The sequence below is a fragment of the Aromatoleum toluclasticum ATCC 700605 genome, from assembly GCF_000378245.1.
Classification (GTDB): Bacteria; Pseudomonadota; Gammaproteobacteria; order Burkholderiales; family Rhodocyclaceae; genus Aromatoleum; species Aromatoleum toluclasticum.
In genome coordinates this window covers 225,502-240,299 of record NZ_KB899493.1, presented here as the reverse complement: position 1 = coordinate 240,299, position 14,798 = coordinate 225,502, and the positions used below count along the sequence as shown (strand labels likewise).

Here is a 14,798-nt window from a genome sequence, read left to right as displayed (position 1 = left end):
TACGTCAACGTCAAAATACCGCCCGGCGTCCGACACGGGGCGTCGAAACTCAATCAAAGGCGCCTGCGGCACAATACCCCGGCTGCACTTCCGGGCCTGTGGCACGCGGGCGTACATCGGGCACGGCGGAGACACATCCGTCGCGCCGCTTCTGGGAAAGGAGAGGAAATGACTGCAGTTGCCGAGTTTCTGAAAGCGCGGGACTTCCTGCTGGCCAACCGCACCGACTACGCGACCGCGTATGCCGGCTTCCAGTGGCCCCAACTCACCGAGTTCAACTGGGCGCTCGACTACTTCGACTTCATGGCCAAGGGCAACGAGAAGCCCGCGTTGTGGATCGTCGAGGAAGACGGCCGCGAGTCGAAGCTCTCCTTCGCCGAGATGTCGGCCCGCTCCAACCGCGTCGCCAACTGGCTGCGCGAGCAGGGTGTGGCGCGCGGCGACCGCATCCTGATCATGCTCGGCAACGAAGTCCCGCTGTGGGAAACCATGCTCGCCGCGATCAAGCTCGGCGCCGTCGTGATCCCCGCGACCACGCTGCTGACTCCGGACGACCTCGCCGACCGCCTCGAGCGCGGCCAGGTCAAGCACGTCGTGATCGGCAAGGCCCACACCGACAAGTTCGCCGACCTCGCCGGTGCCTACACCCGCGTCAGCGTCGGCGGCGCGACCGCTGGCTGGCTGTCCTTCGAGGACGCCTACGCCGCCTCGCCGGAATTCGCGCCGTCGGGCGTCACGAAGGTCACCGACCCGCTGCTGCTGTACTTCACCTCCGGCACCACCTCCAAGCCCAAGCTCGTCCAGCACAGCCACCAGTCCTACCCCGTCGGCCACCTGTCGACGATGTACTGGATCGGCCTGCAGCCGAACGACCGCCACATGAACATCAGCTCCCCGGGCTGGGCCAAGCACGCCTGGAGCTGCTTCTTCGCTCCGTGGAACGCCGGCGCCTGCGTCTTCCTGTACAACTACAACCGCTTCAACGCCAAGGCACTGCTCGACGTGCTCGTGAAGTACGAGATCACGACCATGTGCGCGCCTCCGACCGTGTGGCGCATGCTGATCCAGCAAGACCTCGCCTCGGTGAAGACCAAGCTGCGCGAACTCATCGGCGCCGGCGAGCCGCTCAACCCTGAAGTCATCGAGCAGGTGAAGAAGGCCTGGGGCATCACGATCCGCGACGGCTTCGGCCAGACCGAAACCACCTGCCAGATCGGCAATCCGCCGGGCCAGAAGCTCAAGCCCGGATCGATGGGCCGCCCGCTGCCCGGTTACACGATCGCGCTGCTCGACGCCGACAGCAAGCCGGCCGAGGAAGGCGAGATCAGCCTCGTGCTCGCCAAGCGCCCGATGGGCCTGATGCTCGGCTACGCCGGCGACGAAGCGAAGACTGCCGAAGTCATGCGTGACGGCCACTACCGCACCGGCGACGTCGCGAGCATCGACGAGGAAGGCTACATCACCTACGTCGGCCGCGCCGACGACGTGTTCAAGGCGTCCGACTACCGCATCAGCCCCTTCGAACTCGAATCGATCCTGATCGAGCACCCGGCCGTCGCCGAAGCCGCCGTCGTGCCGAGCCCGGACCCGCTGCGCCTGGCCGTACCCAAGGCCTACGTGATCCTCGCCGCCGGCTTCGAGCCGTCGAAGGAGCTCGCGAAGGACATCTTCGCCTTCACGCGCGACAAGCTCGCCCCCTACAAGCGCATCCGCCGCCTCGAGTTCTCGGACCTGCCCAAGACCATCTCGGGCAAGATCCGCCGCGTCGAGCTGAGGAAGAGCGAGGAGGGCAAGGACGGCTCCGTGCGCGGCGCGCTGGAGTTCTTCGAGGAGGATTTCCCCGAGCTGAAGGGCTGAGCGAAGTAGTGGCGGTCGCGCCCGCCCTGCGGTGACCCGTAGGGCGGGAGGCGCGTAGTGCGTCCCGCCATGCGACGATCGGGCTCATCCGACCGATGGAATGTCGCTCGCCGCGCCCGCCCTCTGGCCATAAGCTGCTACAATGCCGCCCGTGGCGGGTCTCCCCGCATTGCAGCGCGGTGAACCTGGTCAGGGCCGGAAGGCAGCAGCCACAGCCGTTCCCTGCAAGTGCCGGGGGTCGGGCTCGCCACCCTCATTCGCGAACGGGCGCCTCCGCAATGGGGCGCCCGTTTCATTTTGTGCCTCCTTGCGGGACTTCCGTTACGCACGCCCTGCGGTCTTGCGCTATCTTCGGTGAGTCCCTTCGTCGAGCACGCGCTTGAACCTGCGTCCCCTTGCCCTTTCCCTGCTGTGTCTGGCCGGCATCGCCGCCGTGCCCGTGAGCGCCGAAACATCCACGCCGCCGCAGGGTGTCGCGCTCGTGCTCTCGGGCGGCGGCGCGCGCGGCATCGCCCATGTCGGCGTGCTGAAGGTTCTCGAGGATATGCGCGTCCCCGTCGACTGCATCGTCGGCACCTCGATGGGCGCCATCGTCGGCGGCGCCTACGCGGCCGGGATGGAGTTGGGCGACATGGTGCGCGAGATCCAGGCAGTCGACTGGGTGAACATGTTCGCCAGCAGCGTGCCGCGCGAGGACCAGCCCTTCCGCGACAAGCAGGACGCCGCGCGCAACCGTTCGGCGATCACCCTGGGCTACGGCGACGGCGCGCTGCTGCTGCCGCAGAGCGCGATCTCGGGCCAGGCGATGGACCGCTTCCTCACGCGGCTCGCCGGCGACGCCGAAGTCCTCGACACCTTCGACAGCCTCGCGTTGCCCTACCGCGCGGTCGCCACCGACCTCGAGACCGGCGAACTCGTGCTGCTCGACAAGGGCCCGCTGTGGCGCGCGATGCGCGCGAGCATGGCCGTGCCCGGCGTGTTCCTGCCGATCGAGAACGACAAACGCCTGCTCGTCGATGGCGGCCTCGTGATGAACCTGCCCGTCGACATCGGCCGCGAGCTGTGCGGCGGGCGCGTGATCGCCGTAAACCTCGGCACGCCGCCGCACGCACGCGAGCGCCTGCGCTCGGCGACCGACATCGCGCTGCAGGCGATCAACCTCGCCCTCGAGCAGAACGTGCGCCAGCAGCTTGCGCGCCTGGGACCGGACGACGCCCTCATCCAGGTCGAGCTGCCCGGCATCACGTCGCGCGACTTCGACCGTGTGCTCGAGACCATTCCCTACGGCACCGAGGCCGCACTGCGCCAGTCCGCCTCGCTTGCGCGTTTCAGCGTCGATGAGGACAGCTACGCGAAGTGGCAGGCGCTGCGCCAGTTCCGCTGGCACAAGCGCGCCCCCGTCGTCGCGGACATCAAGGTCGAAGGCCTCAAGTTCGTGCCAGAACGCCTCTTCGGCGCCACGCTCACGCAGAAGGCCGGAGAGCCGCTCGACACGCCGAAACTGGAGCAGGACATCGACCGCATCTACGAGCGCGGCGATTTCGACCGCCTGCGCTACAGCGTGCTGCACGACGGGCCGCGTGCCACGGTGCAACTCGACGCTGACGAAAAGGCGTCGGGGCCCAATCTGCTGCGCTTCGGCGGGGGCCTCGCGGCCGACTTCGAAGGCGGCTCCCAGGTCGGCCTCTATGCCGGCTTGTCGCGCCGCTGGCTGAACACCCGCGGCGGGCGCTGGGACACCGACCTGCAGCTCGGCACGACCAACCGCATCCGTACCGAGCTGTTCCAGCCGCTCGACCTCGACAGCGGCTGGTTCGTCGCGCCGTCCTTCGAACTCTTCAATCGCGTGCTGCCCGTTTTCGTCGACGGGCGCAAGCTGTCCGAGAACAAGGAGAAGGGGGGCCTGATCGGCCTCGATGCCGGCTACGAGGTCGGCATGTGGGGCGAACTGCGCGCGGGCTGGCGACGCGGCCGACGCAGTTCGGAGGTCATCTCCGGGCCGGAACTCTACCCCGAGCGTCTCATCGAGGACGGCTGGCTGCATGCCTCAGCCGTCCTGGACCGCCTCGACAGCCCCTTCTTTCCCCGGCGCGGCTACGCGGCCCGCCTGCGCGCGGAGTTGCACTCGCCGACTTTCGGTGCCGATCAGCGCTACTTCTTCACCGAGCTCGACGGTGACGCCGCGACCTCGATCGGGTCCAACGTTTTGCGCCTGCATGGGTTGCTCGCCGGCAGCCCGGACCGCGACCTGCCCGAAGTCGGCCGTACCCTGCTCGGCGGGCCGTTCCGCCTGTCCGGCTACCGCTATGGCGAACTCGCCGCCGATCAGGTGGCGCTCGTGAGTGCCGCCTATTACCGCCAGATCACGCGCCTGCCCGACACGCTCGGGCGCGGGGTATATGCCGGCGCCACCGCCGAATGGGCCGAACTGCGCAACTACGGCGCCTCCCTCACGCCCGATCCCGGCCGGCGCCGCGCGTACTCGCTCTTCCTTGGCGCCGACACCGCCCTCGGTCCGATCTACGTGGGTGCCAGCTACTCGCCCGAAGCCGGCGACGTGCGCTACTACCTGCAGCTCGGACAACCCTGAGCGGCGTGCCCCGCGCATTCAGCCGGGGACCACTCCCGGTGCTCTGCTAGAATCCCGCGCCATGAGCTATCAAGTTCTCGCCCGCAAGTGGCGGCCGAAATCCTTTGCGACGCTGGTCGGCCAGGAGCATGTCGTCCGTGCGCTCAGTCATGCGCTCGCGACCGGCCGGCTGCATCACGCCTGGCTGTTCACGGGCACCCGCGGCGTCGGCAAGACGACGATCTCGCGCATCCTCGCCAAGGCGCTGAACTGCGAGACCGGCGTCACGGCCGAGCCCTGCAACCAGTGTGCAGCCTGCCAGGCGATCGATGCCGACCGCTTCCCCGACTATGTCGAGATGGACGCGGCGTCGAACCGCGGCGTCGAGGACATGGCCGCCCTGCTCGACAAGGCGGTGTACGCGCCGGTGCAGGGCCGCTACAAGGTCTACATGATCGACGAAGTGCACATGCTCACCGGGCATGCGTTCAACGCGATGCTGAAGACGCTTGAAGAGCCGCCGGAGCACGTGAAGTTCATTCTCGCGACCACCGACCCGCAGAAGATCCCGGTCACCGTGCTGTCGCGCTGCCTGCAGTTCAACCTCAAGCAGATGCCGCAGGGCCACATCGTCGACCACCTGTCGCGTATCCTCGAGGCCGAGACCATCCCGTTCCAGGCTCCGGCGCTGCGCCACCTCGCCAAGGCCGCCAACGGCTCCATGCGCGACGCACTGTCGCTGCTCGACCAGGCCATCGCCCACGGCTCGGGCAAGGTCGAGGAAGAGCAGGTCACCCACATGCTCGGCACGGTCGGCGACGACCACCTGTATGCCGTGCTCGATGCGCTCGTCGCAGCCGACGTCACGGCGCTGCTCGGCATCGCCGACCGCATGGAAGCGCGCAGCCTCTCCTTCGATGCGGCGCTGCAGGCCCTCGCATCGCTGCTGCACCGCGTCGCCCTTGCGCAGTTCGCCCCCGCCGCGATCGCCGACGAGACCGAGCGCCAGCGCGTGCTGCCCTATACCGAGGCCTTCGACGCCGAATTCCTCCAGCTCGCGTACCAGATCGCGATCCATGGCCGCGACGAGCTGTCGCTCGCGCCCGACGACTACGCCGGTTTCACGATGACGCTGCTGCGCCTGCACGCGTTCCGCCCCGACCAGCCGCCGGCGCTCGGCAGCCCCGCGGCCGAAGGCGGGGGAGGGGGCGTCGCCCGCAGCCTGCCGCCGGCAGCCCCGCGGCCCGCAGCAGTTCCGCGACCGGCTCCCGCGAATGCAGGCGCCCAGTCCGCCCCGGCGACGCCTGCAATGTCCGCAGCGCCCTCGGCGTCCGCGCCGGTGCCCGCAGCCCCTGCCCCGGTGGCCGAGCCCGTGCACCACCCGGCGCCGGCCGCGGCAAGCGCCCCCGCGGAGACCCGGTCGGAGCCCTCCAACTCGGTGCCGCCCTGGGAGGATCTCCCACCGGAAGCCTTCGCCGGCCAGAGCGCCGAACCGGCCGTGCTTCGCTCCGAGCCGCCCGCCGAAGCCGCTCCACCCCAGGCTGCGGCGCGGCCTGCGCTCGCGGTGCTGCCCGAGAGGGCGCCGCAGCCCGCTCCGCTGCCGGAAGTGGCCTCTGCTCCGCCGGCTCCGCCGGTCGCGACGCCTGCGCCCCAGTCCGGCGACGACGACGCGGCGGCGGACTTCGCTGCCGGCAACTGGCACGGCCTCATCCGCCGGCTCGGCCTTGGCGGCCTCGTGCGCGAGTTCGCGCAGCACTGCGAGTGGCTCGGCTTTGCCGACGGCGTGATCGACTTGCGGCTGTCGAACGCCCATCGACACCTCCTGGACATGAATCAGGGGGTGGTCGAGCGCATCCAGGACCAGCTCGCCTCCCTGTACGGGGCGCCGCTCAAGCTGCGCACCACCGTCGGCGCGATCGCGGGCGAGACGCCCGCCCAGCGCGACGAGGCCGATCGCCGCGCGCGCCACGCCGAGGCGGTCGCGGCCCTCGAAAGCGATCCTTTCGTGCGCGAACTGATCGAACGATTCGACGCAACCCTCGTGGAAGCGTCGGTGAAACCACTTTGAATCCCCAATTGCGGAGAATCGCACCATGATGAAAGGCGGAATTGCGGGCCTGATGAAGCAGGCCCAGCAGATGCAGGAAAACATGAAGAAGATGCAGGACCAGCTCGCCCTCGTAGAAGTCGAAGGCCAGGCAGGGGCCGGCATGGTGAAGGTCCTCATGACCTGCAAGCACGACGTGCGCCGCGTCACCATCGACCCCTCGGTCATGGACGACAAGGAAATGCTGGAGGACCTCGTCGCCGCCGCGATGAACGACGCCGTGCGCCGCGCCGAGGCGACCACGCAGGAGAAAATGGCGGGCTTCACGTCCGGCCTCAACCTGCCGCCCGGGATGAAGCTCCCGTTCTGATGAGCTCCCCCTCGAGTCTCGACGAACTCATCGAAGCCCTGCGCGCGCTACCCGGCGTCGGCCCTAAGTCGGCGCAGCGCATGGCCTACCACCTGCTGCAGCGGGACCAGCGCGGCGCCGGCCGGCTCGCGCGGGCGCTCGGGCACGCGCTCGAAGTGCTGCGCCACTGCGAGCGCTGCAACACCTTCTCGGAAACCGATATCTGCCAGCGCTGTGCGAATCCGCAGCGTGACCACTCGCTGTTGTGCGTCGTCGAAATGCCGGCAGACCTCGCGATGATGGAGCAGACACAGCTCTACAACGGCCTCTACTACGTCCTCATGGGGCGCCTGTCCCCGCTCGACGGCATCGGGCCGCGCGAACTGCGCCTCGACAAGCTGCTCGCGCGGGCCTCGGACGATGCGGTGAAGGAAGTGATCCTCGCCACCAACTTCACCAACGAGGGCGAAGCCACCGCCCACGTCATCGCCGAGCTGCTTTCCGCACGCGGCGTCAGGGTGAGTCGCCTGTCGCGTGGTGTACCTGTCGGCGGCGAGCTGGAACACACCGATACGGGCACGATCGCACAGGCCCTCGTCGAGCGTCGGGCGCTCTGATCCGGGGTTTTGCTGCGTTGCGGAAGCTGCATTGCAGCATATGACTCCAGTCGTTTCCGCGCAACGCCTCAAGACCGTGGCTTTTGCCTATGTCAATGACATGATTGCGGCATGCCCTCTTTTTATGTATCAGGCTTTTTGTTAAAATCCCGCAGTTTTTTTGTATCCGGAAACGGGTTTCTTTTCAGGGATGAGGTCATGAGCGTGGATCAGAAGATGGACAGTGGCCGCCGGCAACTGCTTGTCGCGACGTCGGCCGCCGGTGGCGTGGCTGCGGTGGCGACGGCTGTGCCGTTCGTTGCCAGTCTGACGCCGTCGGAGCGTGCGAAGGCTGCAGGTGCGCCGGTCGAGGCGAATATCAGCAAGCTGGCGCCGGGCGAAATGATGACGGTTGAGTGGCGTGGCAAACCCGTGTGGATTCTGCGCCGGACCCCCGAGATGCTTGCGTCGCTCGACAAGACCGACACCATTGTCAGCGATCCGGAATCTGCCAAGCAGATGCAGCCGGAGTACGCGAAAAACAAGAGCCGCTCCATCAAGCCCGAATACCTCGTCGCCGTCGGTATCTGCACGCACCTGGGCTGCTCGCCGAGCGACAAGTTCAAGATGGGTGCCGAAAGCGGCATGGGCGAAGACTGGCACGGCGGCTTCCTGTGCCCCTGTCACGGTTCGAAGTTCGACTTGTCCGGTCGCGTGTTCAAGAGCATGCCGGCGCCCGACAACCTCGAGGTGCCGCCGCACAAGTATCTTTCCGATACCACGATCCTCATCGGTGACGACTCAAAGGCCTAAGCGATGACTACCAAATCCCAACAATTGCTCAACTGGGTCGACGAGCGGTTTCCGCTGACATCGACCTGGAAAGAGCACCTGTCCGAGTACTACGCGCCGAAGAACTTCAACTTCTGGTATTTCTTCGGTTCGCTCGCGCTGCTCGTGCTGGTGATCCAGATCCTGACCGGCATCTTCCTGGTCATGCACTACAAACCCGACGCTTCGGTCAACGCCTCCGGCATTCCGGTCGCGTTCGCCAGCGTCGAGTACATCATGCGCGAAGTCCCGGGCGGCTGGCTGATCCGCTACCTGCACTCGACCGGCGCCTCGGCGTTCTTCATCGTCGTGTACCTGCACATGTTCCGCGGGCTGCTCTACGGTTCCTACCGCAAGCCGCGCGAACTGATCTGGATCTTCGGCACCCTGATCTTCCTCGCGCTGATGGCCGAAGCCTTCATGGGCTATCTGCTGCCGTGGGGACAGATGTCCTTCTGGGGCGCGCAGGTCATCGTGAACCTGTTCTCGGCGATCCCGGTCATCGGTCCTGACCTGTCGCTGGTGATCCGCGGCGACTTCGTCGTGTCCGACGCGACGCTGAACCGCTTCTTCTCCTTCCACGTCATCGCCGTGCCGCTGGTGCTGATCGGCCTGGTGCTCGCGCACATCGTCGCGCTGCACGAAGTCGGCTCGAACAACCCCGACGGCGTCGAGATCAAGAAGAAGAAGGACGCCAACGGCATCCCGCTCGACGGCATCCCCTTCCATCCGTACTACACGGTGAAGGACATCGTCGGCGTGGTCGGCTTCCTGATCTTCTTCACGGCGATCGTGTTCTTCGCGCCCGAAGGCGGCGGCTACTTCCTCGAGTACAACAACTTCATCCCGGCTGACCCGCTGAAAACGCCGCCGCACATCGCTCCGGTGTGGTACTTCACCCCCTTCTACTCGATCCTGCGCGCGGTCACCTACCCGCTGTTCGGCCTCGATGCGAAGTTCTGGGGCGTGGTCGCGATGGGCGCATCGGTCGTCATCATCGCCTTCCTGCCCTGGCTCGATCGCAGCCCGGTGAAGTCGATCCGCTACAAGGGCGGCCTGTACAAGGGCATCCTTGCGGTCTTCGTCGTCGCGTTCTTCATCCTCGGCTACCTCGGTGTTCTGCCGCCGACCCCGGGTCGTACCTTGGTGGCGCAGATCTGCTCGGTGATCTATTTCGCCTTCTTCCTGGCGATGCCCTGGTACAGCAAAATCGACAAGTGCAAACCCGAACCGGATAGGGTGACTTTCAAATGACTATCAACGTGATCAAGACCCTGAAGCGCCTGGCCGCTGCGGCGCTGTTCGCGCCCACGCTGGCGCTGGCCTCCGGTGCGGTGCTGCATCTCGACAAGGCCCCGGTGAGCAAGGATCCGGCTGCACTGCAGGCGGGTGCCAAGACCTTCGTCAACTACTGCATGAACTGCCACAACGCGAGCTTCGTCCGCTACAACACGCTGACGCAGATCGGTCTGACCGAGCAGGAAATCCGCGACAACCTGATGTTCACGGGCGAGCGCATCGGCGATCTGATGAAGGTCGCGGCGAGCACGAAGGAGCAGAAGGCCTGGTTCGGCGTGACTCCGCCCGACCTGACCCTGATCGCGCGCCAGCGCGCCTCGGAGTTCGGCAGCGGCGCCGACTGGCTGTACACCTACCTGCGCCAGTTCTATCGCGACCCGAACCGTCCGACGGGCTGGAACAACAAGGTGTTCGAGAACGTCGGCATGCCGCACGTGCTGTGGGAGCTGCAGGGCGAGCAGGTTGCCAAGGTGACCGAGCACGAAGGCGTGAAGGCCATCGAGCTCGAGCTCGCCAAGCCCGGCAAGCTGTCGGCGCAGGATTACGACAAGACCGTCGCGGATCTCGTCTCCTTCCTCGTGTGGATGGGCGAACCCGTCGCCGAGAAGCGCAAGACCATCGGCGTTGTCGTGCTGATCTTCCTCGCCGGCCTGTTCGCGCTCAGCTTCGCGCTGAAGAAGAACTACTGGAAGGACGTTCATTGAACGTCGGCGCGAACTGATTCGACGCCTTGAAGTCTGACGCACCACGCGAGCACCGCGTGGTGCGCTTTGTTTTTGTATCGGGAGCTGTAACACCATGATGAACCTGTATTCCGGCACCACCGATCCGTTCAGCCATCGCTGCCGGATCGTGCTGTTCGAAAAGGGGATGGACTTCGAGGTCATCGACGTCGATCTCTACAACAAACCGGAAGATATTGCCGTCATCAATCCGTACAACCGGGTGCCGGTGCTGGTCGACCGCGACCTCGTCCTGTACGAGTCCAACATCATCAACGAGTACATCGACGAGCGCTTCCCGCATCCGCAGCTGATGCCGCCCGACCCGATCATGCGTGCCCGCGCACGGCAATTGCTGCACACCTTCGAGCACGAACTGTTCTCGCACATCGACACGCTGGAGAAGAACCAGAAGGCCACGGTCGAGAAGAGCCGCGCGCACGTTCGCGATCAGCTCGTCCAGCTCGCGCCGATCTTCGCGAAGCAGAAGTTCATGCTCGGCGACGAATTCTCGATGCTCGACGTCGCGATCGCGCCCTTGCTGTGGCGGCTCGAGCACTACGGCATCGAACTGCCGAAGGCCGCCGCGAACCTGATGAAGTACGCCGAGCGCATCTTCAGCCGCCAGGGCTTCATCGACGCCCTGACACCGTCCGAAAAGGTAATGCGTCGTTGACGCGCAGGCGGCCCCGCGCGTCGGGGCCCCACGGATCGAATATATGAGCAAGGTATCCACCAAACCCTATCTCGTGCGCGCCATCTACGACTGGTGCCTCGACCAGGGGTTCACGCCCTACATCGCGGTAGCAGTCGATGAGCGCACGGTCGTTCCGCCCGGCTACGCGCGCGATGGGCAGATCGTGCTCAACCTCGCGCCGGATGCGACCAACCATCTGGTGATGGGTAACGATCTGGTCACTTTCCAGGCGCGCTTCGGCGGTGTCGCGCATGCGTTGTCCCTGCCGGTATCCAACGTGCTCGCGATCTACGCGCGCGAGAACGGGCATGGCATGGCGTTCGAGCCGGAGATCGCCGGCAGCGAGGCGCAGCCCGAAGAAGACGTGTCGGTCGAAGGCGGTTCCGGTCCCGGTGATGGCGAAGGGCCGGATACGCCGTCAGGCGGCGGCCGGGGCGCCGCCCGCAATCACCTGAAAGTCGTCAAGTAAGCAGCGTCAGGACGGCAGTGCAGCCGGCGATCCGCCGGCCTGCGCTGCTGCCTCCGCTCCATGTCATTGCACCGGCTGCGCGTGACGTGGCGGGGCGGTGGATACCGCGCCGCGCCTTGACCGCGGACGGGCTTAGCGCCGCCCGTCGAGGAAGGGGAAATGCTCGACCGGCGGGCGTCGGCCGGAAATGAGATCGGTGAGTGCGCTCGCCGAACCGCAGGCGAGGGTCCAGCCCAGTGTGCCGTGGCCGGTGTTGTACCACAGGCGGGAGACGCGGCTGCGCCCGATCAGCGGGATGTTGCCGGGTGTGGCGGGGCGCAGGCCGGCCCAGCGCTCGGCCCGGGCGAGGTCGACGGCGCCGGGGAAGCGCGCCTCGACCCAGTCGAGAATCGCCTGGCAACGCGCCGTGTTGATGGTGGTGTCGAAGCCGTTGAGCTCCGCCGTGCCCGCCACGCGCAGGCGGTCGCCGAGGCGCGAGCAGACGATGCGGCGCGATTCGTCGGTGAGGCTGACGCTGGGTGCGCGCGCGGGATCGGTGACGGGTGCGGTGATCGAATAGCCCTTGACGGGGTAGATCGGCAACTTCTCGCCCAGCGGCGCGACGAGGGCGCGGCCGTAGCTGCCGAGGCAGACGACATAGGCGTCGGCACGCAGGGTGTCCGCGCGGCCCTGCGCGTCACGCACCTCGACCGCTTCGATGGCGCCGCGCGTGCATGACAGGCCGGTGATCGTCGTGTCGTAACGGAAGCTCACACCGGCTTCGGCGGCGAGCCGCGCGAGGCTCTGTGTGAAGCGGCAGGCGTCGCCGGATTCGTCTCCGGGCGCGTACAGGCCGCCGGCGAGCTGGCTGCGCTCCGCGGCGAGGGCGGGTTCGAGCGCGACGCATTCGTCGGCCCCGCACGCGCGCGCGGCGATGCCGTAGGCGGCGAGTTCGGCGACGCGGCCGCGGGCGTGTGCGAATTCCCCCGGCGTGAAGAAGAGGTGCAGGATGCCGCGCTCGAGGTGATCGTACGCGAGGCCGGTTTCGGCGCGCAGCGCGCGCAGCTTCAGGCCGCTATGCACGGCGAGGCTGGCGATGGCCGCGGTGTTGCGGCGCGTGCGGCCGGGCAGGCATTCGCGCAGGAAGGCGAAGGCCCAGTGCCACTGGGCGCTGTCGGCATGCGGACGGAACAGCAGCGGAGCGTCCTCGCGGCCTAGCCAGCGCAGTGCCGTGAGCGGCGCGCCGGGATTGGCCCAGGGTTCCGGGTGGCTGATGGAGATCTGGCCGCCGTTGGCGCGGCTGGTTTCGAGTGCCGCTGCGGGCTCGCGATCGACGACGCTGACTTCGAATCCGGCCCTGGCGAGGTACCAGGCCGTCGTGACGCCGGTGACGCCGGCGCCGAGAACCAGAACGTGCATAGTGAGTGATCGGATCTTGCGGTCGCCGGGCCTGCCGTCGCCGCCGCTGCGCGGAGAAGCCCGCGGAATGGCGATCATAACCCCTTCGCCGGGCCGCAGGTGCGCGGATCTTGATGCGTTCGGCCGCCGTACGCGGGATAATCCGCTTTTTTCAGCTTGCGCCATTATCTGCATCCGGCCCTGCCGGATCCACAAGGAGTCATTTCATGCGACGCGTCACGCTAACCCAGTTCCTGATCGAGCAGCAGCGCGCGGGCCGGACCACGCCCGAGCTGCGCCTGCTGATCGAGGTCGTCGCCCGCGCCGTGAAGGCGATCAGCGTCAATGTGTCGAAGGGTGCGCTGGCCGGCGTGCTGGGCGAGGCCGGTACCGACAACGTGCAGGGCGAGGCCCAGAAGAAGCTGGACGTGATCGCGAACGAGATCCTGCTGCAGGCGAACGAGTGGGGCGGCCACCTCGCGGCGATGGCGTCGGAGGAAGTCGAGGAGGTGCATCAGATCCCCTTCGATTATCCGAAAGGCGGCTTCCTGCTGCTCTTCGATCCGCTCGACGGGTCGTCGAACATCGACGTGAATATCTCGGTCGGCACGATTTTCTCGGTGCTGCGTAACCCGGAAGGCGAAGGCGAGCCGACGGAGCAGAATTTCCTGCAGCCGGGCCGCGAGCAGGTTGCTGCCGGCTATGCGCTGTACGGCCCGTCGACGCAGCTGATCCTGACCGTGGGCGATGGCGTGCATGGATTCACGCTGGACCGCGAGATGGGCAGCTTCATCTACACGCATCCCTTCATGACCGTGCCGAACGAGACCCAGGAGTTCGCGATCAACGCGTCGAACGCGCGCCATTGGGAGCCGCCGGTGCAGCGTTACGTCGGCGAGCTGCAGGCCGGCAAGACCGGCCCGCGCGGCAAGGACTTCAACATGCGCTGGGTGGCTTCGATGGTCGCGGACGTGCACCGCATCCTGACCCGCGGCGGCATCTTCATGTATCCGCTGGATGAGAAGTGCCGCGACCAGGGTGGCAAGCTGCGCCTGATGTACGAGGCGAATCCGATGGCGATGATCATCGAGCAGGCGGGCGGTGCGGCGACGACGGGCCGCGAGCGCATCATGGACCTGCAGCCGACCAAGCTGCATCAGCGCGTGCCGGTGGTGCTGGGCTCGGCGGCGGAAGTCGAGCGCGTGACGAAGTACCACCTCGAGGGCTGAGGAAGGCGGGCGCCCCGTCGGGGCGCCCGCCCGTGCGCGGTCCGGGGGCTGCTCCGGGCAGGCGCTCGTGGCCTTCGGCTTCCCGCCGCTGCATGGGTCGCGGGAGCGGCGACGCAAACTCGCCGGCTGCGCCGGCTCAGACATGCGTCGCTTTCTTCTCCCGCAACCCATGCAGCGCCGGCACTCACGGACAGTCCTGCGCCGCCCCCGGACCGCGGGGCGGTTCACGAAGGCAAGGATTGCGGCGGTAATGTCCCTGCACGCAGCCGACGATATCAGGCGGAGCGGCGCCCGTCGCCCGTCTTGATCTCTATCGTCTTCTCGTCCTTGACGACTTCCATCACCACATAGGTGTGCGTCTGCTTGACGCACGGCAGCTCCGAGATTTTCTCGCCCAGCACGCTGCGGTAGGTCTGGATGTCGCGCGTGCGCACCGTTAGAAGGTAGTCGAAGTCGCCCGCTATCATCTGGCAGGTCTGGATCTCGGGGATGCGCTGGACCGCCTCGTTGAATAGCTTCAATTCGTGCGCGGTCGTGCCGCTCAGCAGCACCTGCACGATCACGACGTGCGAACGGTCCATCGCGACCGGATCGAGGTTCGCATGGTAGCCGCGGATGACGCCGCCTTCTTCCAGCTTGCGTACCCGCTCGGCACACGGCGTCTTGCTCAGGCCGACCCGGCGCGCGAGCTCCACGAATGACAGACGGGCATCCTTCTGGAGTTCGGCGAGAATCTTGAGATCTATGCGGTCCATT

13 protein-coding genes and 1 other RNA gene are annotated in these 14,798 nt (G+C 66.9%); 12 read left to right on the top strand and 2 right to left on the bottom strand.

Translation table 11 applies throughout. The annotated features are described in order from the left end of the window. Positions 1 to 168: 168 nt before the first annotated feature. From F464_RS0106635 to F464_RS0106590, 11 genes are all read left to right on the top strand, one after another. Positions 169 to 1,857 carry an AMP-binding protein gene (locus F464_RS0106635; protein WP_018989007.1) on the top strand — a complete coding sequence of 563 codons (1,689 nt, stop codon included), beginning with the start codon at positions 169 to 171 and terminating at the stop codon, positions 1,855 to 1,857. Positions 1,858 to 2,010: 153 nt separating this feature from the next. After that, positions 2,011 to 2,109, top strand: an RNA gene (ffs, locus tag F464_RS30230) — signal recognition particle sRNA small type. Between the two features lie 127 nt (positions 2,110 to 2,236). Continuing rightward, a complete protein-coding gene (locus F464_RS0106630; protein ID WP_018989006.1) occupies positions 2,237 to 4,447 on the top strand; it encodes a patatin-like phospholipase family protein in 2,211 nt (736 codons plus the stop codon). A 61-nt stretch (positions 4,448 to 4,508) separates the two neighbouring features. Then, complete coding sequence (dnaX, locus tag F464_RS0106625; protein ID WP_018989005.1) at positions 4,509 to 6,494, top strand: DNA polymerase III subunit gamma/tau; 1,986 nt, start codon at positions 4,509 to 4,511, stop codon at positions 6,492 to 6,494. A 25-nt stretch (positions 6,495 to 6,519) separates the two neighbouring features. Next, positions 6,520 to 6,843 (top strand): YbaB/EbfC family nucleoid-associated protein, encoded by a 324-nt coding sequence (locus tag F464_RS0106620; protein WP_018989004.1) that lies wholly within the window; start codon positions 6,520 to 6,522, stop codon positions 6,841 to 6,843. Then, positions 6,843 to 7,439: a recombination mediator RecR gene (gene recR / locus F464_RS0106615; RefSeq protein ID WP_018989003.1), complete on the top strand. Its 597-nt coding sequence runs from the start codon at positions 6,843 to 6,845 to the stop codon at positions 7,437 to 7,439. The genes F464_RS0106620 and recR overlap by 1 nt, the downstream gene beginning before the upstream one ends. A 198-nt stretch (positions 7,440 to 7,637) precedes the next feature. Further along, positions 7,638 to 8,231, top strand: coding sequence for a ubiquinol-cytochrome c reductase iron-sulfur subunit (petA, locus tag F464_RS0106610; protein WP_018989002.1), 594 nt, complete (start codon positions 7,638 to 7,640; stop codon positions 8,229 to 8,231). A 3-nt stretch (positions 8,232 to 8,234) separates the two neighbouring features. Next, on the top strand, positions 8,235 to 9,503 hold the full coding sequence (locus F464_RS0106605) for a cytochrome b (RefSeq protein WP_026295808.1): 1,269 nt from the start codon (positions 8,235 to 8,237) through the stop codon (positions 9,501 to 9,503). Continuing rightward, entirely contained in the window at positions 9,500 to 10,252 is a 753-nt protein-coding gene (locus F464_RS0106600; protein ID WP_018989000.1) for a cytochrome c1, read from the top strand. Before F464_RS0106605 ends, F464_RS0106600 begins: the two co-directional genes overlap by 4 nt. 94 nt (positions 10,253 to 10,346) lie before the next feature. Continuing rightward, positions 10,347 to 10,946, top strand: coding sequence for a glutathione S-transferase N-terminal domain-containing protein (locus tag F464_RS0106595; RefSeq protein ID WP_018988999.1), 600 nt, complete (start codon positions 10,347 to 10,349; stop codon positions 10,944 to 10,946). A gap of 43 nt (positions 10,947 to 10,989) precedes the next feature. Next, a complete protein-coding gene (locus F464_RS0106590; RefSeq protein ID WP_018988998.1) occupies positions 10,990 to 11,436 on the top strand; it encodes a ClpXP protease specificity-enhancing factor in 447 nt (148 codons plus the stop codon). Between the two features lie 132 nt (positions 11,437 to 11,568). Here the strand turns inward: F464_RS0106590 and F464_RS0106585 are convergent, their stop codons facing one another. After that, a complete protein-coding gene (locus F464_RS0106585) occupies positions 11,569 to 12,834 on the bottom strand; it encodes a D-amino acid dehydrogenase (RefSeq protein WP_026295807.1) in 1,266 nt (421 codons plus the stop codon). A gap of 206 nt (positions 12,835 to 13,040) precedes the next feature. On the opposite strand from F464_RS0106585, the gene F464_RS0106580 reads away from it, so the two are divergent. After that, positions 13,041 to 14,042: a class 1 fructose-bisphosphatase gene (locus F464_RS0106580; RefSeq protein WP_018988996.1), complete on the top strand. Its 1,002-nt coding sequence runs from the start codon at positions 13,041 to 13,043 to the stop codon at positions 14,040 to 14,042. A 275-nt stretch (positions 14,043 to 14,317) separates the two neighbouring features. On the opposite strand, the gene F464_RS0106575 is transcribed toward F464_RS0106580, so the two are convergent. Continuing rightward, a complete protein-coding gene (locus tag F464_RS0106575; protein WP_018988995.1) occupies positions 14,318 to 14,797 on the bottom strand; it encodes a winged helix-turn-helix transcriptional regulator in 480 nt (159 codons plus the stop codon). Position 14,798: the final 1 nt, after the last annotated feature.

What these genes read in the sequence shown, in the direction of transcription:
- F464_RS0106635 (WP_018989007.1), top strand. Translation starts at nt 169, where the DNA reads ATGACTGCAGTTGCCGAGTTTCTGAAAGCGCGGGACTTCCTGCTGGCC.
- dnaX (WP_018989005.1), top strand. Translation starts at nt 4,509, where the DNA reads ATGAGCTATCAAGTTCTCGCCCGCAAGTGGCGGCCGAAATCCTTTGCG.
- F464_RS0106620 (WP_018989004.1), top strand. Translation starts at nt 6,520, where the DNA reads ATGATGAAAGGCGGAATTGCGGGCCTGATGAAGCAGGCCCAGCAGATG.
- recR (WP_018989003.1), top strand. Translation starts at nt 6,843, where the DNA reads ATGAGCTCCCCCTCGAGTCTCGACGAACTCATCGAAGCCCTGCGCGCG.
- petA (WP_018989002.1), top strand. Translation starts at nt 7,638, where the DNA reads ATGAGCGTGGATCAGAAGATGGACAGTGGCCGCCGGCAACTGCTTGTC.
- F464_RS0106605 (WP_026295808.1), top strand. Translation starts at nt 8,235, where the DNA reads ATGACTACCAAATCCCAACAATTGCTCAACTGGGTCGACGAGCGGTTT.
- F464_RS0106600 (WP_018989000.1), top strand. Translation starts at nt 9,500, where the DNA reads ATGACTATCAACGTGATCAAGACCCTGAAGCGCCTGGCCGCTGCGGCG.
- F464_RS0106595 (WP_018988999.1), top strand. Translation starts at nt 10,347, where the DNA reads ATGATGAACCTGTATTCCGGCACCACCGATCCGTTCAGCCATCGCTGC.
- F464_RS0106590 (WP_018988998.1), top strand. Translation starts at nt 10,990, where the DNA reads ATGAGCAAGGTATCCACCAAACCCTATCTCGTGCGCGCCATCTACGAC.
- F464_RS0106585 (WP_026295807.1), bottom strand. Translation starts at nt 12,834, where the DNA reads ATGCACGTTCTGGTTCTCGGCGCCGGCGTCACCGGCGTCACGACGGCC.
- F464_RS0106580 (WP_018988996.1), top strand. Translation starts at nt 13,041, where the DNA reads ATGCGACGCGTCACGCTAACCCAGTTCCTGATCGAGCAGCAGCGCGCG.
- F464_RS0106575 (WP_018988995.1), bottom strand. Translation starts at nt 14,797, where the DNA reads ATGGACCGCATAGATCTCAAGATTCTCGCCGAACTCCAGAAGGATGCC.